Annotated in this window: 13 protein-coding genes; 5 read left to right on the top strand and 8 right to left on the bottom strand. The window is 60.5% G+C overall.

Annotated elements, in window-relative coordinates; genetic code table 11:
• Positions 1-77: 77 nt before the first annotated feature.
• Entirely contained in the window at positions 78-1649 is a 1572-nt protein-coding gene (gene tyrR, locus IT763_RS12360) for a transcriptional regulator TyrR (RefSeq protein ID WP_033634193.1), read from the top strand.
• A gap of 57 nt (positions 1650-1706) precedes the next feature.
• Here tyrR and tpx read toward each other — a convergent pair whose 3' ends face one another.
• Positions 1707-2210 carry a thiol peroxidase gene (gene tpx / locus IT763_RS12355; RefSeq protein ID WP_016927561.1) on the bottom strand — a complete coding sequence of 168 codons (504 nt, stop codon included), beginning with the start codon at positions 2208-2210 and terminating at the stop codon, positions 1707-1709.
• Between the two features lie 225 nt (positions 2211-2435).
• Between tpx and ycjG the strand changes: the two genes are divergently transcribed.
• Positions 2436-3410 (top strand): L-Ala-D/L-Glu epimerase, encoded by a 975-nt coding sequence (ycjG, locus tag IT763_RS12350; RefSeq protein ID WP_206194755.1) that lies wholly within the window; start codon positions 2436-2438, stop codon positions 3408-3410.
• 3 nt (positions 3411-3413) lie between these two features.
• Here the strand turns inward: ycjG and mpaA are convergent, their stop codons facing one another.
• Positions 3414-4121 carry a murein tripeptide amidase MpaA gene (gene mpaA / locus IT763_RS12345; RefSeq protein ID WP_028128339.1) on the bottom strand — a complete coding sequence of 236 codons (708 nt, stop codon included), beginning with the start codon at positions 4119-4121 and terminating at the stop codon, positions 3414-3416.
• A gap of 206 nt (positions 4122-4327) precedes the next feature.
• On the opposite strand from mpaA, the gene IT763_RS12340 reads away from it, so the two are divergent.
• Together IT763_RS12340 and IT763_RS12335 are read left to right on the top strand one after the other, a co-directional pair.
• On the top strand, positions 4328-4678 hold the full coding sequence (locus IT763_RS12340; protein ID WP_015378006.1) for a hypothetical protein: 351 nt from the start codon (positions 4328-4330) through the stop codon (positions 4676-4678).
• A 158-nt stretch (positions 4679-4836) separates the two neighbouring features.
• Entirely contained in the window at positions 4837-6471 is a 1635-nt protein-coding gene (locus tag IT763_RS12335; protein ID WP_206194754.1) for an ABC transporter substrate-binding protein, read from the top strand.
• 159 nt (positions 6472-6630) lie between these two features.
• Here the strand turns inward: IT763_RS12335 and IT763_RS12330 are convergent, their stop codons facing one another.
• The 3 genes from IT763_RS12330 to IT763_RS12320 form a co-directional block, all read right to left on the bottom strand.
• Positions 6631-6879: a hypothetical protein gene (locus IT763_RS12330; RefSeq protein ID WP_004930507.1), complete on the bottom strand. Its 249-nt coding sequence runs from the start codon at positions 6877-6879 to the stop codon at positions 6631-6633.
• Between the two features lie 194 nt (positions 6880-7073).
• The gene (locus IT763_RS12325; RefSeq protein WP_206194753.1) at positions 7074-8165 is read right to left on the bottom strand and encodes a hypothetical protein; all 1092 of its coding nucleotides are present in this window, start codon (positions 8163-8165) and stop codon (positions 7074-7076) included.
• Positions 8117-8815: a hypothetical protein gene (locus tag IT763_RS12320; protein ID WP_206194752.1), complete on the bottom strand. Its 699-nt coding sequence runs from the start codon at positions 8813-8815 to the stop codon at positions 8117-8119. Before IT763_RS12320 ends, IT763_RS12325 begins: the two co-directional genes overlap by 49 nt.
• A gap of 155 nt (positions 8816-8970) precedes the next feature.
• Here IT763_RS12320 and zntB point away from each other — a divergent pair, with 155 nt between their 5' ends.
• Entirely contained in the window at positions 8971-9954 is a 984-nt protein-coding gene (zntB, locus tag IT763_RS12315) for a zinc transporter ZntB (RefSeq protein WP_143779042.1), read from the top strand.
• A gap of 218 nt (positions 9955-10172) precedes the next feature.
• Here the strand turns inward: zntB and IT763_RS12310 are convergent, their stop codons facing one another.
• The 3 genes from IT763_RS12310 to nifJ all read right to left on the bottom strand — a co-directional run bounded on the left by IT763_RS12310 (position 10173) and on the right by nifJ (position 15422).
• Positions 10173-10571, bottom strand: coding sequence for a VOC family protein (locus IT763_RS12310; protein ID WP_004930496.1), 399 nt, complete (start codon positions 10569-10571; stop codon positions 10173-10175).
• Positions 10572-10717: 146 nt separating this feature from the next.
• Positions 10718-11656, bottom strand: a complete 939-nt coding sequence (gene ttcA, locus IT763_RS12305) for a tRNA 2-thiocytidine(32) synthetase TtcA (protein WP_004930494.1) — start codon at positions 11654-11656, stop codon at positions 10718-10720.
• A gap of 232 nt (positions 11657-11888) precedes the next feature.
• Complete coding sequence (nifJ, locus tag IT763_RS12300; protein WP_206194751.1) at positions 11889-15422, bottom strand: pyruvate:ferredoxin (flavodoxin) oxidoreductase; 3534 nt, start codon at positions 15420-15422, stop codon at positions 11889-11891.
• Between the last annotated feature and the right edge of the window lie 13 nt (positions 15423-15435).

Genomic DNA, 15435 nt, shown 5'->3' with positions numbered 1-15435 from the left:
TCGCTTCTACCGCCCGGTGCGAGGGAGTATCATCATCGTCAACGATCCCCGCACCTGCAGAGATAAGGCCAACACTGATGCGTTTGGAAGTATTTTGCGAAGACCGCCTCGGTCTCACTCGAGAATTACTCGATCTTTTGGTATCGCGCAGCATTGACTTACGTGGCATCGAAATCGATCCCATCGGCCGCATTTACCTCAATTTCTCCCAGCTGGATTTCGATACTTTCCGCGCGTTGATGGCGGAGATCCGCCGCATCGCCGGCGTAACCGACGTGCGCACCGTCAGCTTTATGCCTTCCGAACGCGAGCATCGCGCGCTGCGTGCGCTGCTGGAGTCGATGCCGGAACCGGTGTTCTCGATCGACATGAAAGGCAAGGTCGAGCTGGCCAACCCGGCGGCGCAGGCGCTGTTCAGCCTGAGCGAAGACAAGATCCGCAACCAGACCGCCGGGGCGCTGATCGGCGGCTATAACTTCAGCCGTTGGCTGGAGAGCGAGCATACGGCGCCGCACGCCGAGCGGGTGGTGATCCGCAGCCAGGACTTCCTGATGGACATCACGCCGATTTATCTGGAAGACCAACAGCAGCAGCCGGCCGCGGTTGGCGCGGTGGTGATGCTGAAGTCCACCGCGCGCATGGGCCGCCAACTGCAAAATCTGTCGGTGAACGACGATACCGAATTCGACCACATCGTCGCGGTGAGCGCCAAGATGCGTCATGTGCTGGAGCAGGCGCGCAAGCTGGCGATGCTCGATGCGCCGCTGCTGATCGTCGGCGATACCGGCACCGGCAAGGATATTCTGGCCCGCGCCTGCCATTTACGCAGCCCGCGCGGCAAACAGCCGTTCCTGGCGCTGAACTGCGCCGCGCTGCCGGATGACGTGGTGGAGAGCGAGCTGTTCGGCCATGCGCCGGGCGCTTATCCCAACGCGCTGGAAGGCAAGAAAGGCTTCTTCGAGCAGGCCAACGGCGGTTCGGTGCTGCTGGATGAGATCGGCGAAATGTCGCCGCGCATGCAGACCAAACTGCTGCGTTTCCTCAACGACGGCACGTTCCGTCGCGTCGGTGAGGAGCATGAGGTGCACGTCGACGTGCGCGTGATCTGCGCCACCCAGAAAAACCTTACCGAGCTGGTGCAGCGCGGCGAATTCCGCGAAGACCTCTATTATCGCCTCAACGTGCTGACCATCACCATCCCGCCGCTGCGCGAACGTCCGCAGGACATCATGCCGCTGACCGAACTGTTCGTGGCGCGCTTCGCCGATGAACAGGGCGTAGCGCGGCCCAAGCTGGCGAGCGATCTGGGCGGCTTCCTCAGCAAATACGGCTGGCCGGGCAACGTGCGTCAGCTGAAAAACGCCATCTACCGCGCGCTGACGCAAACCGAAGGCTACGAGCTGCGGCCGCAGGACATCGTGTTGCCGGAGTTCGAGGTGGAGATGTCGTTGGGCGACGAGGTGCTGGACGGCTCGCTGGACGACATCAGCAAGCGTTTCGAGCGCTCGGTGCTGACGCGCCTGTATCGCACCTATCCCAGCACCCGCAAGCTGGCGAAGCGGTTGGGCGTTTCCCATACCGCCATCGCCAACAAGCTGCGCGAGTATGGCCTGAGCAGCCGCAAAGGCGGCGCTGAGGGCGAAGAATAAAAAAGGCGCCTTGCGGCGCCTTTAGCGTGTTTCCAAAGCCGGCGTTCGCCGGCTTTGTTATTTCAGCGCAGCCAGCGCCGCGTCGTAGTCCGGCTCGGTGGTGATTTCGTTCACCAGCTCGCTGTACAGTACGTTGTCCTGGCCATCCAGCACCACGACCGCGCGCGCGGTCAGGCCCGCCAATGGGCCTTCGGTGATTTCGACGCCGTACGCCTGCTTGAACTCGGCGCCGCGCAGGGTGGACAGGGTGACCACGTTGCTCAGGCCTTCCGCGCCGCAGAAACGAGACTGCGCGAACGGGAGGTCGGCGGAGATGCACAGCACCACGGTGTTATCCAGGCCGCTGGCCAGCTGGTTGAATTTACGCACCGACGTCGCGCAGACGCCGGTATCGATGCTTGGGAAGATGTTCAGGACTTTGCGTTTACCCGCGAAGCTGCTCAGCGCCACGTCTGACAGGTCTTTGGCAACCAGCGAGAAGGCCTTGGCCTGTTCGCCCTGCTGTGGCAGCTTGCCCGCTACGCCGACCGGATTGCCTTGAAAATGTACTGTCTGAGTCATTGCTAGATTCCTTTTACAGGTGTTTATACAAAGGGTATGAACCTGATGAAACGGCGCGCCGACAACGGCAGTTAACATCAGGTTCACACCCTGGCGCCAGTTTATGACAACCGGGACGGATTGGATATCAAAGTTTGCTAAATAGTTGTATATATTAGACTGTTCTATAAAACATCACCGGCGCATCAGCCTGGCTGAATGCGCAGTTTTCGCTCAGGAGCCGTTATGAGAGACATGCGTTTTTACCCGGAAGCCTGGCCGCTGCATACCGCCTTCGTGATTGCGCGCGGCAGCCGCACCGAAGCCCGGGTGGTGGTGGTCGAAATCGAACAGCAGGGCGTGCGCGGCACCGGTGAATGCACGCCGTATCCGCGCTACGGCGAGAGCGAGGAATCGGTGATGGCGCAGCTGGCAGAGATGGCGCCGGCGATCGCGCGGGGCATCACCCGCGAGCAGCTGCTGACGCAGATGCCGGCGGGCGCGGCCCGCAACGCGCTGGATTCGGCGCTGTGGGATCTGGAGTGCAGGCTGCACGGGCAGAGCCTGTGGCAGCGCAGCGGCGTGACGGCGCCGGCGCAGATCCGCATGGCGCAGACCGTCAGCATTGGCACGCCGGAAGCGATGGCCTTCGCCGCGCGCGAGCTGGAGCGGCAGGGCGCCACACTGCTGAAGATCAAACTCGACGATCACTATATCAGCGAGCGGCTGGTGGCGATCCGCGCCGCGGTGCCGCAGGCGACGCTGATCGTCGACGCCAATGAATCCTGGCAGGCGGAAGGGCTGGCGGCGCGCTGCCAGCTGCTGGCCGATCTTGGCGTGGCGATGCTGGAGCAGCCGCTGCCGGCCGGTGACGACGCCGCGCTGGAGCACTTTATCCATCCGCTGCCGATCTGCGCCGATGAGAGCTGCCACACCCGTGCCGATCTGCCGCAGCTGGCGCAACGCTATCAGATGGTCAACATCAAACTGGACAAAACCGGCGGCTTGACCGAGGCGCTGGCGCTGGCGCAGGCCGCGCGCGAACAAGGGTTCGCCATCATGCTCGGCTGCATGTTATGTACGTCGCGGGCGATATCCGCTGCCTTGCCGCTGGCGCCGGCGGCGCGCTTCGTCGATCTGGACGGCCCGACCTGGCTGGCGCGGGACGCCGAACCGGGCCTGGCGTTCGAATGCGGGGCGATCGTCGATATCGCCCCGTAGGGATTAATTCGGGTAGGTCAACAGCTCGGTCATCGCGTCGATGTAACGCTCGCTGGCGGCATCGGCGGAGATCGGCGGGAATTCGGCGGTGATGCACGGCAGCGACAGATCCGCGCACCAGCTGCCGAACGAGCCGGGCGTTTCATAACCGACGCTGGTCACCAGCGGCAGCTCGAACTTGTGCGACAGCCAAACGCCGAGCCGCGAACTGGCGGGATCTTCGATGCAGGCCAGCGGCTCGTGGAACGACACCACCCAGTGCGGCTTCAGGCGATGGATCAGGTGACACAGCGCCTGGGTTTCCGGTTCGGAACCGGGGCGCCCGCCGGTGGAGAGTTTGACGTCGCGCACCGGCGCCGCGCTGTTCCAACGGTAGACGGTGTCGCCGGAGCGCCAGTTGGCGGCCGGGAAGTTGCGGTTCAGATCGACGCCGTTGGCATTGGCGCGCAGCCCCAGCTGGCAGCCGTCGGGGTTGACCGCCAGCACCACGTGGTGGCGCAACTGCTCGGGGGCGATGCTGCGCAGCGCGCAGGACAGGGTCACGATGGCGGCGCTCTCATCGCCGTGGGTGCCGGCGATGATCAGCCCGGTCTGCGGCCCGCCGTTCGCCGCCGGGAAATAGAGCAGCGGCGCGCCCAGCAGCGAGCTGCCGTAGTTCTCTCCTGCGATGGCCAACTGGCCACGTTCACTGCGTGGTCGATGTTCGGTCATGGTGTTGTCCCTGGATGAAAGGTCGAGAGTCATTGTCATTTTATTCAGTGTATTACGCTTTGAGACATCTTTCCCATCGCAATTGTGCGGCGTTTGCGCGATCTGTGAGGCCGCTGCGGTGAAAACGCCAATTAAACCGCACCTGGCCTGACGCTATTGTTATACTAACGGCAGTGCTAAGCCAATCACCCGCAAGAGGATTTAACATGCCAGTAGCCAGAATCATCGCCAGCTATAGCGAAAATGAAAATGACACCATCACGCTGCTGTGCGGCGTGGACGCTGAAAACCAGATCCGCCAGGGGGAATGGTTCGGCGTGGTGAAAAACGACGACGGGCGCGGTGACGAATCGAACTATCCGTTCACCCTGCATATCGATTACCAGAAAGATGCCTTCTACCTCGACTACGGTTATGACGACGCCGACGCGCGCCAGCTGCAAAAAACCGATATCTCGGCTCGTCCGCTGGCCGAGAAAGGCTTTTTCACCGTGTTCGATGAAGAAGAGGGCGAAGAGTTCAGCTACCGCATCAACAGCATCCACCTGTACGACTGACGGTCGCCGCTGCAAACACCGCCCGTGCCGCCCTGCGCCGCACGGGTTTTTTATCGCCTGAATCGCACTTTTTGCAACTTCTCGACCGCGGGCTCTAGGCCGGATGGATCTTGTGCTATATGATAAAAAATTCAGATGGTTAACGGGGGAAAATCATAATGACGGGAAGAAGAATGCAACGGGGTTTTCGTTTGGCGCTTTGCGCGGCGGCGATCGGCGCCTGTATGAGCAGCGCTATGGCGGCGCAGGTTCCCCCGGGCACCGCGTTGGCGGCCAAACAGGAAATCGTGCGCCACATTAAAGACGAACCGGCCTCGCTCGATCCGATCAAAGCGGTAGGCTTGCCGGAGGCTCAGCTGGCGCGCGATTTGTTCGAAGGGCTGGTCAATCAGGACGCCAGCGGTAAAGTGATCCCCGGCGTCGCCACGCGTTGGCAGACCAGCGACAACCAGACTTATATCTTCCATCTGCGCAAAGACGCGCGGTGGTCAAACGGTGCCCCTGTCACGGCGAAGGATTTCGTTTACAGCTGGCAGCGGCTGGTAGAGCCGAAAAACCTGTCGCCGTTCGCCTGGTTCGCGCAGCTGGCGGGGATCCAGAACGCCGAGCAGATCATCAGCGGCAAATTGCCGGCCGATCGTTTAGGCGTGTCGGCGCCGGACGACTACACGCTTAAAGTGCAGCTGGACAAACCGGTGCCGTACTTCGTCAGCCTGACGGCCAACTTCAGCCTGTTCCCGGTCAATAAGACGGTGGTGGAAAAATACGGCAATGATTGGACCAAGGTCGGCAATCTGGTGGGCAACGGCGCGTTCAAACTGCAGGAGCGGGTGGTGAACGAGAAGCTGGTGCTGACGCCTAACGACTATTACTGGGATCATGCGCGTACCGTGCTGACTAAAGTGACCTTCGTGCCGATCAACCAGGAATCCAACGCCACCAAGCGTTACCTGGCGGGTGACATCGACATCACCGAATCCTTCCCGAAAAACATGTATCAGAAGCTGCTGAAAGACATTCCGGGGCAGGTGTACACGCCGGATCAACTGGGCACCTATTACTACGCGTTCAACACCCAGCGCGCGCCAACCAACGACGTGCGGGTGCGCCAGGCTTTGTCCTACGCCATCGATCGCAAGATTATCGCGGAAAAAGTGCTGGGCACCGGCGAAAAACCGGCCTATCACTTCACGCCGGATGTGACCGCCGGGTTCAAACCGGAAGCGAGCTTGCTGCAACAGCAATCACAGGCGGAGTTGGATGCACAGGCCAAGGCGTTGCTGCAGGCGGCCGGTTACGGCCCGAACAACCCGCTGAAACTGACGCTGCTGTATAACACCTCGGAAAGCCACCAGAAGATCGCCATCGCCGTGGCCTCGATGTGGAAGAAAAAGCTCGGTATTGACGTCAAGCTGCAGAATCAGGAGTGGAAAACCTATATCGACAGCCGCAACACCGGCAATTTTGATGTGATCCGCGCCTCCTGGGTGGGTGACTATAACGAGGCGTCGACCTTCCTGTCGCTGCTGACCTCCACCCACAGCGGCAACATCGCCAAGTTCAAGAACGCGGACTACGACAAGCTGCTGGCGCAGGCGGGGCGGGAAACCAATCCGGCGGCGGTGACCGCCGATTACAACAAAATGGAACAGATCATTGCCGATCAGGCGCCGATCGCGCCGATTTACCAATACACCAACGGCCGCCTGATCAAACCGTGGGTAAAAGGCTACCCGATCACTAATCCGGAAGACGTGGCCTATAGTCAAACGATGTATATCATCAAACACTGAGTCGATTTATTGATCGCCCCCGTCTAATGCGGGGGCTTTATTTTCTCGACGCTGCAACAACGAAGGTAATTAATTTTTCCACGCGATAAACCCCGTTTAATAATAAACAGGGTTGCCATCATCACATTATTGTTTCGCTATTTCAGCGAGTGGTTACGCTTATAGACAGTCCCGCATGGCATCCACCACCACACGGCCACTCATGTCGGTTTGGGTGATGCGGTAGCTGGTGGGGTAAGAGCGACGAGTGCTGAAACGATCGTGGACGGAGACCTTGCCAATCTGCAGGCCGGCGGCGTTTTTCACCACGAACTCACTGATCTCTTCCTGGCCCTGGTTTTGCAAATGGATATTGCTGATTTTTTCCAGCGTATCGCTGGCGTTTATTTTTAAATGGTCGCGTAACATAACTACCTCCTCGTAGTGAGAAAAGTATATGCCCCTAAAATTTGCGCTGAAACAGCTTTGTGTTGATTTATTATTATCATTTTGAATTAAAATTGATAGCAATATGTTAAGTCATAATAATAACGCTATTGCCAGCGCTTTATCGGCGATATTGTCCGATTTATCGGCAAGGGTTTATTTCATTGCCGTTATTATTAGTCTGCATTAATGGGGAAAAGCGCCTGCCTGGCCGTCGGGGCGGGAAAGACGCAGGCGACATTGTGCCCGCAGCCGGGAACGATCGTTAACCGATGCGGCTTCTGGGGCGCCAGGTAACGCCGATCGTAGTCGGCGTAGGCCAGGGCGCGCTGCAATCGATAGGGGCCCTGCAGCTGGGCGGCGCAGGATTTGTCGAGTATCCGATAGTAGGCGCCCGGCGCGGTGCCGGTATCATCGGCGGCGGCCAGATAGGTGATATCGGCCGCAGCATAGCGCCGGCGAGCCGCGTCTGCGGCGCGCTGCAGGTGAGCGGGAAGCGTTTCCAGACCGAATTTCCAGCGATTGGCCTGCGGACAGCGGCCGGCGTCCAGCGTTTGCCAGCGGAAGCGGCAGGTTTTCTCACTGCCGCAGCTTCCCCAGCTTGTGGGCAGAGGGCGCAGACGATCAAAATAGAGCCAGCTGCCGGGATCGGCCACCACATAGCGCAGACGCACTCCGCTTGGCGGTTGAGCAAAGCCGACATAATGTTGCACGAACTGGGCGCCGGCGGAAAAACCGGCCACGGTTATCGACTGCAGCGACGGCCAACGCCGTTTCAGATCGGCCAGCAGGTTATCCATGGCGTTGAACGAGCCGGTTTTCCCGCTATTATCCAAATCGCCTGCGATCCACGAGCCGCAGCGCCAGAGAGCGTCACCGTCTTGCGGCCGGGGTAGACCGGCGGAATGGCAGTGGACGGCGAGTTTTACCGGCACCTGGAACAGCGGGGCGACCAGCAAGCTGTTGCCTCCCGCTCCCTGCGCGGCATCGATCGCCGCTTGCAACGTCTTGGCGGCGTCGCGTGGATGCCCGTGCATCACCACCAGCGCGGTACGCGGCTGGGGGCGGTGCTCATGGGCGACATAGTAAGAAAAATCGCCCGCCGCCGTCGCTACGCGAAACGGAACGGCGATGCGCTCCAGCGTCGGCTGCGCATAGGCCGTTTGCCCGGCGAACAGCAGCGTCGCTATCGCGCGGCGAAACAAGCGGCGCATCCCCATCAGATACGGCACAGAACATCGCGCATTTGTCTTAGGAGTTCCCGACATCGTTGTTCCTCACGCGCCTGTTGATAGTAACGATAAAAGGCGCTTTCCGAGCTGAGATTGCCCGCCAGCATCAACTGTCTGAAAATCATGAATACCAGGCTAAGCATAATGATAGTAAACAATAAGCCGAGGAACAGCAGTTGCCAGCCGTCGCCGATGCGCGCATCGGGCAGATAGGTGATCGACGTGGTGGTGATTTCTACCCCACGCAGCCCCCATTGCGCCAGTGCCAGCAATAGCACCAGCAGCATGACGAACAGCAGGTACAGCAAGAAATAACGGCCGGAAAGCAAAAAACGTTTGAACTTGCTATCGGCGTTTGGCCGCAAAACGAAGCCTGCGGACGTGGCGCGCAGGATTTGCTGGCGGCCACCGGTGAAGCGATAACGTTCCAGCGCGGTCACGCTGTCCGGCAGCGCCAGCAGTAGCCGCAATGCCGTCAGCCTGATGGTTTTATTTCCCATATAGTCTCGAAACTGCAGCAGGCAAATGGGGGCGGCGTGGGGTTTCTCGACAGACTCGAGCAGTTTGAGCAGCTTATCGTGTTTTTCCCGCCGAATGCGAAAAGGGGTTTTGACCACGGCGATAAACAGCGTAATGACGGTCGGTAAGACGACTTTCAAGATATCTGCGGTGCTGATTGGTAACATGCGAGTCTCCTCTCGGGCTGTCTGGCGTTCCTTGCGGCAGAAGTATAGAACACGTTTATGGGACAACGAGAAAACTGGCGTTACAGCTTGGCCTTTGATCTCCAAGACGTTAACGCTAGACTCAGCAACATAAGCAAGACTGAGGGGATAAATGAATGGATGTGATTGAGGGGAGCGAGCTGCAGGTCGCCGATGCGGTTTACGCCTACCAGCTCGACGGCAAGGGGGGCGTCACGCCGATCGAACAGGATGACAAGATCACCTGCGACGTGCCGTGCTGGCTGCATCTTGATTACGCGCACCCGGCCAGCGCTGAATGGCTGAGTACCACGCCGCTGCTGCCGGACTCGGTGCGCGAAGCACTCTCCGGCGAAAGCTCACGGCCGCGCGTCAGCCGCCAGGGCGAAGGCACCATGATCACCCTGCGCAGCATCAACTTTAACGCTAATTCCCGGCCGGATCAGCTGGTTACCATCCGCGTATATATCACCGACAAGCTGATTATCTCCACCCGGCACCGCAAGGTGTATTCCATCGATCAGGTGGTGAACGATTTGCAAAGCGGCGCTGGGCCGACCAACAGCGGCAGCTGGCTGGTGGAAATTTCCGATGCGTTGACCGATCACACCAGCGAATTTATCGAGGATCTGCACGACAAGATTATCGATCTGGAGGACGCCTTGCTGGAGCAGCAGGTGCCGGAGCGCGGCCAGCTGGCGCTGATCCGTAAACAGCTGATCGTGCTGCGCCGTTACATGGCGCCGCAGCGCGACGTCTTCGCGCGGCTGGCCAGCGACCGCCTGCCGTGGATGAGCGACGACGATCGCCGCCGCATGCAGGATATCGCCGATCGCCTGGGACGGGGATTGGACGATCTGGACGGCAGCATTGCACGCACCGCCATCTTGTCCGACGAAATCACCACGGTGATGGCCGACGCGATGAACCGCCGCACTTACACCATGTCATTGTTGGCGATGGTATTTCTGCCCACCACTTTCCTGACCGGGCTGTTCGGGGTCAACCTTGGCGGTATTCCGGGCGGCGGTAATCCTTTCGGTTTCGCGGCATTTTGCCTGATGCTGGTCGGATTGGTGCTTGGCGTCGCCTGGTGGTTGAAGCGCAGCCGCTGGCTGTAGGCAAAAATGACGAAAACCCGGTTAACATTGAGCAATATCAACATTTAGCCGGGGGAAATGGGGCATGATCTCTCTCGCAGGTGAATGCAACGTCAAGCGATGGGCGTTGCGCTCCATAATTGTCTTACTTTCTTATTTTTGAATTACTGCATAGCACATTTGATTCGTACAATGCCGGTTTAATCACCGGCATTTTTTTATTCGGCTTCCTTTCTTCTTCAGGCCGCGCTTTCATCCCAGAAGCTGGCTTCAATCTTGTGCCCATCCAAATCCCGAACAAAGCAGCCGTAGTAAGCCTCGCCGTAATGCGGCCGCGAACCGGGCGCGCCTTCATCGACGGCGCCGGCCAGCAGCGCCTGGCGATGGAATTCATCCACCTGTTGCTTGCTGGTGGCGAAAAAACCGACGTGCGTGCCGTTGCCGGGTGAGGCCGGCCGGCCGTCGATCGGCACCTGTAGCCAAAACTCCGGGTAGTCGCGGCCGTAACCAATGGCGCCGGGATGCTCCAGCACCCGTCGGCAACCCAAAGCGGCCAGCGCACGATCGTAAAAGGCGGCGGCGGCCTCGAAATCGTTGGAGCCCAGCGAGACGTGGGACAGGCAGGGGGTGATATTCATTGCGCGATCTCCATATGACTGTATAAATAAACAGTATAGGGTAAAAACGGCACTGCCCAGCAAATTTTGCGCAAACTGTGAACAGGATCGAGATCGTCGGGAAAGGGAAATGTCGCCGCTCGCAGGATGGCAAGCGGCGAGGGGGCTTATTTGATTTCCAGCACGTTCAAACGCTCTGGCGCAGGCGCTGCGTCGTCCGAGTCTTCCGGCTGCCAGCCGACCGGCTGCATCGGGATGTCTTCGCGATCGAAGGCCAAATCGCCGCCGTCCACCACGGCGCTGCCGTGGTGAATGCCTTTGAAATCGAACAGGTTGATATCGCTCAGGTGCGAAGGCACCACGTTCTGCATGGCGCTGAACATGGTTTCCAACCGGCCTGGGTAACGCTTGTCCCAGTCGCGCAGCATGTCGCCGATCACCTGGCGCTGCAAATTAGGCTGCGAGCCGCACAGGTTGCATGGAATGATCGGGAACGCTTTGGCAATCGAGAAACGCTCGATGTCTTTCTCGCGGCAATAGGCCAGCGGGCGGATGACCACGTGTTTGCCGTCGTCGCTCATCAGCTTGGGCGGCATGCCTTTCATCTTGCCGCCGTAGAACATGTTGAGGAACAGCGTCTGCAGAATGTCGTCGCGGTGGTGGCCCAGTGCGATCTTGGTGGCGCCCAGTTCGGTGGCGGTGCGGTACAGAATGCCGCGGCGCAGGCGCGAACACAGTGAACAAGTGGTTTTCCCTTCCGGGATCTTGTCTTTAACGATGCTGTAGGTGTTTTCTTCGACGATCTTGTATTCCACCCCCAGGCTTTCCAGATAGGCGGGCAGAATATGCTCCGGGAAGCCGGGCTGTTTCTGATCGAGGTTCACCGCCACCAGCGAGAAGTTGACCGGCGCGCTTTGCTGCAGATTGCGCAGGATCTCCAGCATGGTGTAGCTGTCTTTGCCGCCGGACAGACAGACCATGATGCGGTCGCCTTCTTCAATCATATTGAAATCGGCGATCGCTTCGCCCACGTTGCGGCGCAGGCGCTTTTGCAATTTGTTCAGGTTGTACTGCTCTTTTTGGCTAACGGATTGCTTTTCTGACATTTAAATCGTGCTCATTCTCAATGGGGGGCACTAGGGGCATGGGGTTGTAGACCGCGAGTTTACCATTCAACCGGCCAATTTTGATCATTATTCATCATCCTGCTTCCATGCGCCCGACGCGAGGCCTGTATGGTACGGATTGCGCGCCGGAATGCCAGCAGGTTTTGTTGCTGCGATTTACGCCGGCGGTAGTAAAAGAACAGGGCGCGAATCGCTCGCGCCCTGACAGGGGTTACTCAGCGGCGGACTTTTCCGCCTTGCCGGCCAGCAGGCTGAGGAAATCGTATTTCTCCTTCAGCTCTTTCTCGGCGGCCTGATACAGCGCGCTGGCCACCTCCGGCTGCTGCGCGTTTAGGCGACGGAAACGCTGCTCGTTCAGCAACGTTTCAGCCAGGCTGCTGTTCGGCGGCCGCGAATCCAGCGCCAATGCGGCCTTGCCATCGGCGCTGCGGCGCGGATCGAAGCGGTACAGCGGCCAGAAGCCGGTGGCGGTCAGCTGTTTCATCTGATCGTGGCTGAGCGCCAGATCGTAGCCGTGCTCTTCGCACGGGCTGTAGGCGATGATCAGCGACGGCCCCGGATAGGCCTCGGCTTCCTGAATCGCTTTCACCGTCTGGTTAAGCTGCGCCCCCAGCGAGATCTGCGCGACGTAGACATGGCCGTACATCATCATGCTGACGCCCAGATCCTTGCGCGCCTTGCGCTTGCCGTGCTCGCCGAACTTGGTCACCGCGCCCAGCGGCGTGGCTTTCGACTGCTGGCCGCCGGTGTTGGAGTAGCACTGAGTGTCGAGCACCAGCACGTTGACGTTCTCCGTCAGGCTGAGCACGTGATCCAAACCGCCGAAGCCGATGTCGTAGGCCCAACCGTCCCCGCCGATCAGCCAGATGGATTTATCCACCAGGTAATCGGCATCGGCCGCCAGCTGGCGTGCGTCTTCACCTTCGAAACTCGCCAACAGCGTGCGCAGTTCGGCGATTTGCTTCCGGCGCGGCTCCGGCGCCACGTCGTCCATCTGCAAGGCATTGACCAACTGCTCCGGCAGCTGCGGCGCCAGCGAGTTCAGCAGGCGCAGCACCCGTGCGCGATGTTGATCGACCGTCAGACGGAAGCCCAGGCCGAATTCGGCGTTGTCTTCGAACAGCGAGTTGGCCCACGCCGGCCCGCGCCCTTCGGCATTGGTGGTGTAAGGCGTGGTCGGCAGATTGCCGCCGTAGATCGAGGAACAGCCGGTGGCGTTGGCGATCAGCAAACGGTCGCCATAGAGCTGGGTCAGCAGCTTGATGTACGGCGTTTCGCCGCAGCCGGAGCAGGCGCCGGAGTATTCGAACAGCGGCGTGATCAGCTGCGAGGTGCGAATGTCGATGCGCTCCAGCTGCGCCGGATCGATTTCCGGCAGCTGCAGGAAGAAGTCGTAGTTGTCTTTTTCCGCCGTCAGATTATCGAGGCGCGACGCCATGTTGATGGCTTTGATCTCCGGGTTCTGGCGATCTTTCGCCGGGCAGACCTCGACGCACAGGTTACAGCCGGTGCAATCTTCCGGCGCCACTTGCAGTACGTATTTCTGGCCGCGCATATCGCGCGCTTTGACATCCAGAGACTGCAGAGAGGCGGGGGCGTGTTCCATCTCCGCCGGCTGAACCACTTTGGCGCGAATGGCGGAGTGCGGGCAGGCGGCGACGCAGTGGTTGCACTGGGTGCACAGGTCGGGCTGCCAGATCGGGATCGCTTCGGCGATGTTGCGCTTTTCCCACTGGGTGGTGCCCACCGGCCAGGTGCCGTCCGGCGGGAAGGCGGAAACCGGCAGCGCATCGCCCAGCCCGGCCAGCATCGCGGCGGTAACGGTTTTGACGAAGTCCGGCGCGGCGTCCGAGACCACCGGCGGGCGCATCGGGCTGCTGTCGTCGACCGGCTGCAGCGGAATTTCAATCAGTGCACCGCGGGTGGCGCCCAGCGCCTGCCAGTTGCGCTCGACGATCTCTTGGCCCTTGCTGCTGTAGCTGCGGGCGATGGCGTCCTGCAGCTGTTGCAGCGCCACGTCGCTCGGCAGGATCTGCGTCAGGTGGAAGAACGCCATCTGCATCACGGTGTTGATGCGCGCGCCGAGCCGGCATTCGCGCGCCAGCTTGGCGGCGTTGATGATATAGAAACGCGCCTGGCGTTGGTACAACAACGCCTGAACCTCCTGCGGCAGGCGCGACCAGACCTCATCGGCGCCGTAAGGGGTATTGAGCAGGAAGGTGCCGCCGGGCTTCAGGCGTTCAACCATCTGGTACTTATCGATAAACTGCAGCTGGTGGCAGCCGACGAAATCCGCCTGGCTGACCAGATAGGCCGAATTGATCGGCTGCTCGCTGACGCGCAGATGCGACACCGTCAGGCCGCCGGCCTTTTTGGAGTCGTAGACGAAATAGCCCTGCGCATACAGCGGCGTGGCGTTGCCGATGATTTTGATGTTGTTCTTGGTGGCCGAGACCGAACCGTCGCTGCCCAAACCGTAGAACAGCGCTTCCAGCGAGGCGCGCTGCGGCAGGACTTCGTCGCTCAGCGGCAGTGAAAGCCCGGTGACATCATCGAAGATGCCGACGGTAAAGCGCGGGCGCGGCTGCGGCTGGGCCAGCTCACGGAACACCGCCAGCGCACAGTCCGGGCCGAACTCTTTCGACGACAGGCCGTAACGGCCGCCGATCACCCGCGGCAGCGTGGCGCGCTCGCCTCGGCTGTAGGCTTCCGCCAGCGCGGTCATCACGTCCAGATACAGCGGCTCGGCCAGCGCGCCCGGTTCTTTGGTGCGATCGAGCACCGCGACGCTGCGCACGCTGTCCGGCAGCGCGCCGAGCAGATGCTGGGCGGAGAACGGCCGGAACAGCCGCACCTTCAGCACGCCGACTTTCTCGCCGCGGGTCAGCAGGGTGTCGATCACTTCTTCGCAGGTGCCGGCGGCGGAGCCCATCACCACCACCACGCGTTCGGCCTGCGGGTGGCCGTAATAGTCGAACGGCCGGTAGTGGCGGCCGGTGAGGGCGGCGAAGGCTTCCATGGCGTCGATCACGTGTTGGCCGGTGGCGTCATACCACGGGTTGGTGGCTTCGCGCGACTGGAAATAGGTGTCCGGGTTGGCGGAAGTGCCGCGCACCACCGGATGATCCGGCGACAGCGCCCGGCTGCGGTGGGCGTCGATCGCCGCCTGCGGCAGCATTTGCCGCAGCGTATCGTCGCTGAGAGGCACAATCTTGTTGATCTCGTGCGAGGTGCGGAAACCGTCGAAGAAATGGATAAACGGCACGCGCGCGTTGAGGGTGGCGGTCTGTGAGATCAGCGCGAAGTCCTGCGCCTCCTGCACGCTGCCGGCGCACAGCATGGCGCAGCCGGTTTGGCGCACCGCCATCACGTCCGAATGGTCGCCGAAGATGGACAGCGCATGCGTGGCCACGGTGCGCGCGGCGACGTGCAGCACGAACGGCGTCAGCTCGCCGGCCAGTTTGTACAGCGTGGGGATCATCAGCAGCAGACCCTGCGATGAAGTGAACGAGGTCGACAGCGCGCCGGTTTGCAAGGCGCCGTGCACGGTGGCGATCGCGCCGCCTTCCGACTGCATTTCCACCACCCGGGGGATATCGCCCCAGATGTTTTGCCGGCCATCGCCGGACCAGGCGTCCGCCTGCTCCGCCATGGTGGAGCTTGGCGTGATAGGGTAGATGGCAATCACTTCGTTGGTGCGATAGGCCACGGAAGCGACTGCATTATTACCATCTGTAGTTATCATCGGCGTTACCTTT

Source organism: Serratia sp. CMO1 (assembly GCF_015689115.1).
GTDB classification, from domain to species: domain Bacteria; phylum Pseudomonadota; class Gammaproteobacteria; order Enterobacterales; family Enterobacteriaceae; genus Serratia; species Serratia marcescens.
This window is presented reverse-complemented; position numbering and strand designations above follow the sequence as displayed.

Bases quoted from the DNA above. Each gene is read 5' to 3' on its own strand.
- tyrR (WP_033634193.1), top strand. From the start codon at position 78: ATGCGTTTGGAAGTATTTTGCGAAGACCGCCTCGGTCTCACTCGAGAA.
- tpx (WP_016927561.1), bottom strand. From the start codon at position 2,210: ATGACTCAGACAGTACATTTTCAAGGCAATCCGGTCGGCGTAGCGGGC.
- ycjG (WP_206194755.1), top strand. From the start codon at position 2,436: ATGAGAGACATGCGTTTTTACCCGGAAGCCTGGCCGCTGCATACCGCC.
- mpaA (WP_028128339.1), bottom strand. From the start codon at position 4,121: ATGACCGAACATCGACCACGCAGTGAACGTGGCCAGTTGGCCATCGCA.
- IT763_RS12340 (WP_015378006.1), top strand. From the start codon at position 4,328: ATGCCAGTAGCCAGAATCATCGCCAGCTATAGCGAAAATGAAAATGAC.
- IT763_RS12335 (WP_206194754.1), top strand. From the start codon at position 4,837: ATGACGGGAAGAAGAATGCAACGGGGTTTTCGTTTGGCGCTTTGCGCG.
- IT763_RS12330 (WP_004930507.1), bottom strand. From the start codon at position 6,879: ATGTTACGCGACCATTTAAAAATAAACGCCAGCGATACGCTGGAAAAA.
- IT763_RS12325 (WP_206194753.1), bottom strand. From the start codon at position 8,165: ATGTCGGGAACTCCTAAGACAAATGCGCGATGTTCTGTGCCGTATCTG.
- IT763_RS12320 (WP_206194752.1), bottom strand. From the start codon at position 8,815: ATGTTACCAATCAGCACCGCAGATATCTTGAAAGTCGTCTTACCGACC.
- zntB (WP_143779042.1), top strand. From the start codon at position 8,971: ATGGATGTGATTGAGGGGAGCGAGCTGCAGGTCGCCGATGCGGTTTAC.
- IT763_RS12310 (WP_004930496.1), bottom strand. From the start codon at position 10,571: ATGAATATCACCCCCTGCCTGTCCCACGTCTCGCTGGGCTCCAACGAT.
- ttcA (WP_004930494.1), bottom strand. From the start codon at position 11,656: ATGTCAGAAAAGCAATCCGTTAGCCAAAAAGAGCAGTACAACCTGAAC.
- nifJ (WP_206194751.1), bottom strand. From the start codon at position 15,422: ATGATAACTACAGATGGTAATAATGCAGTCGCTTCCGTGGCCTATCGC.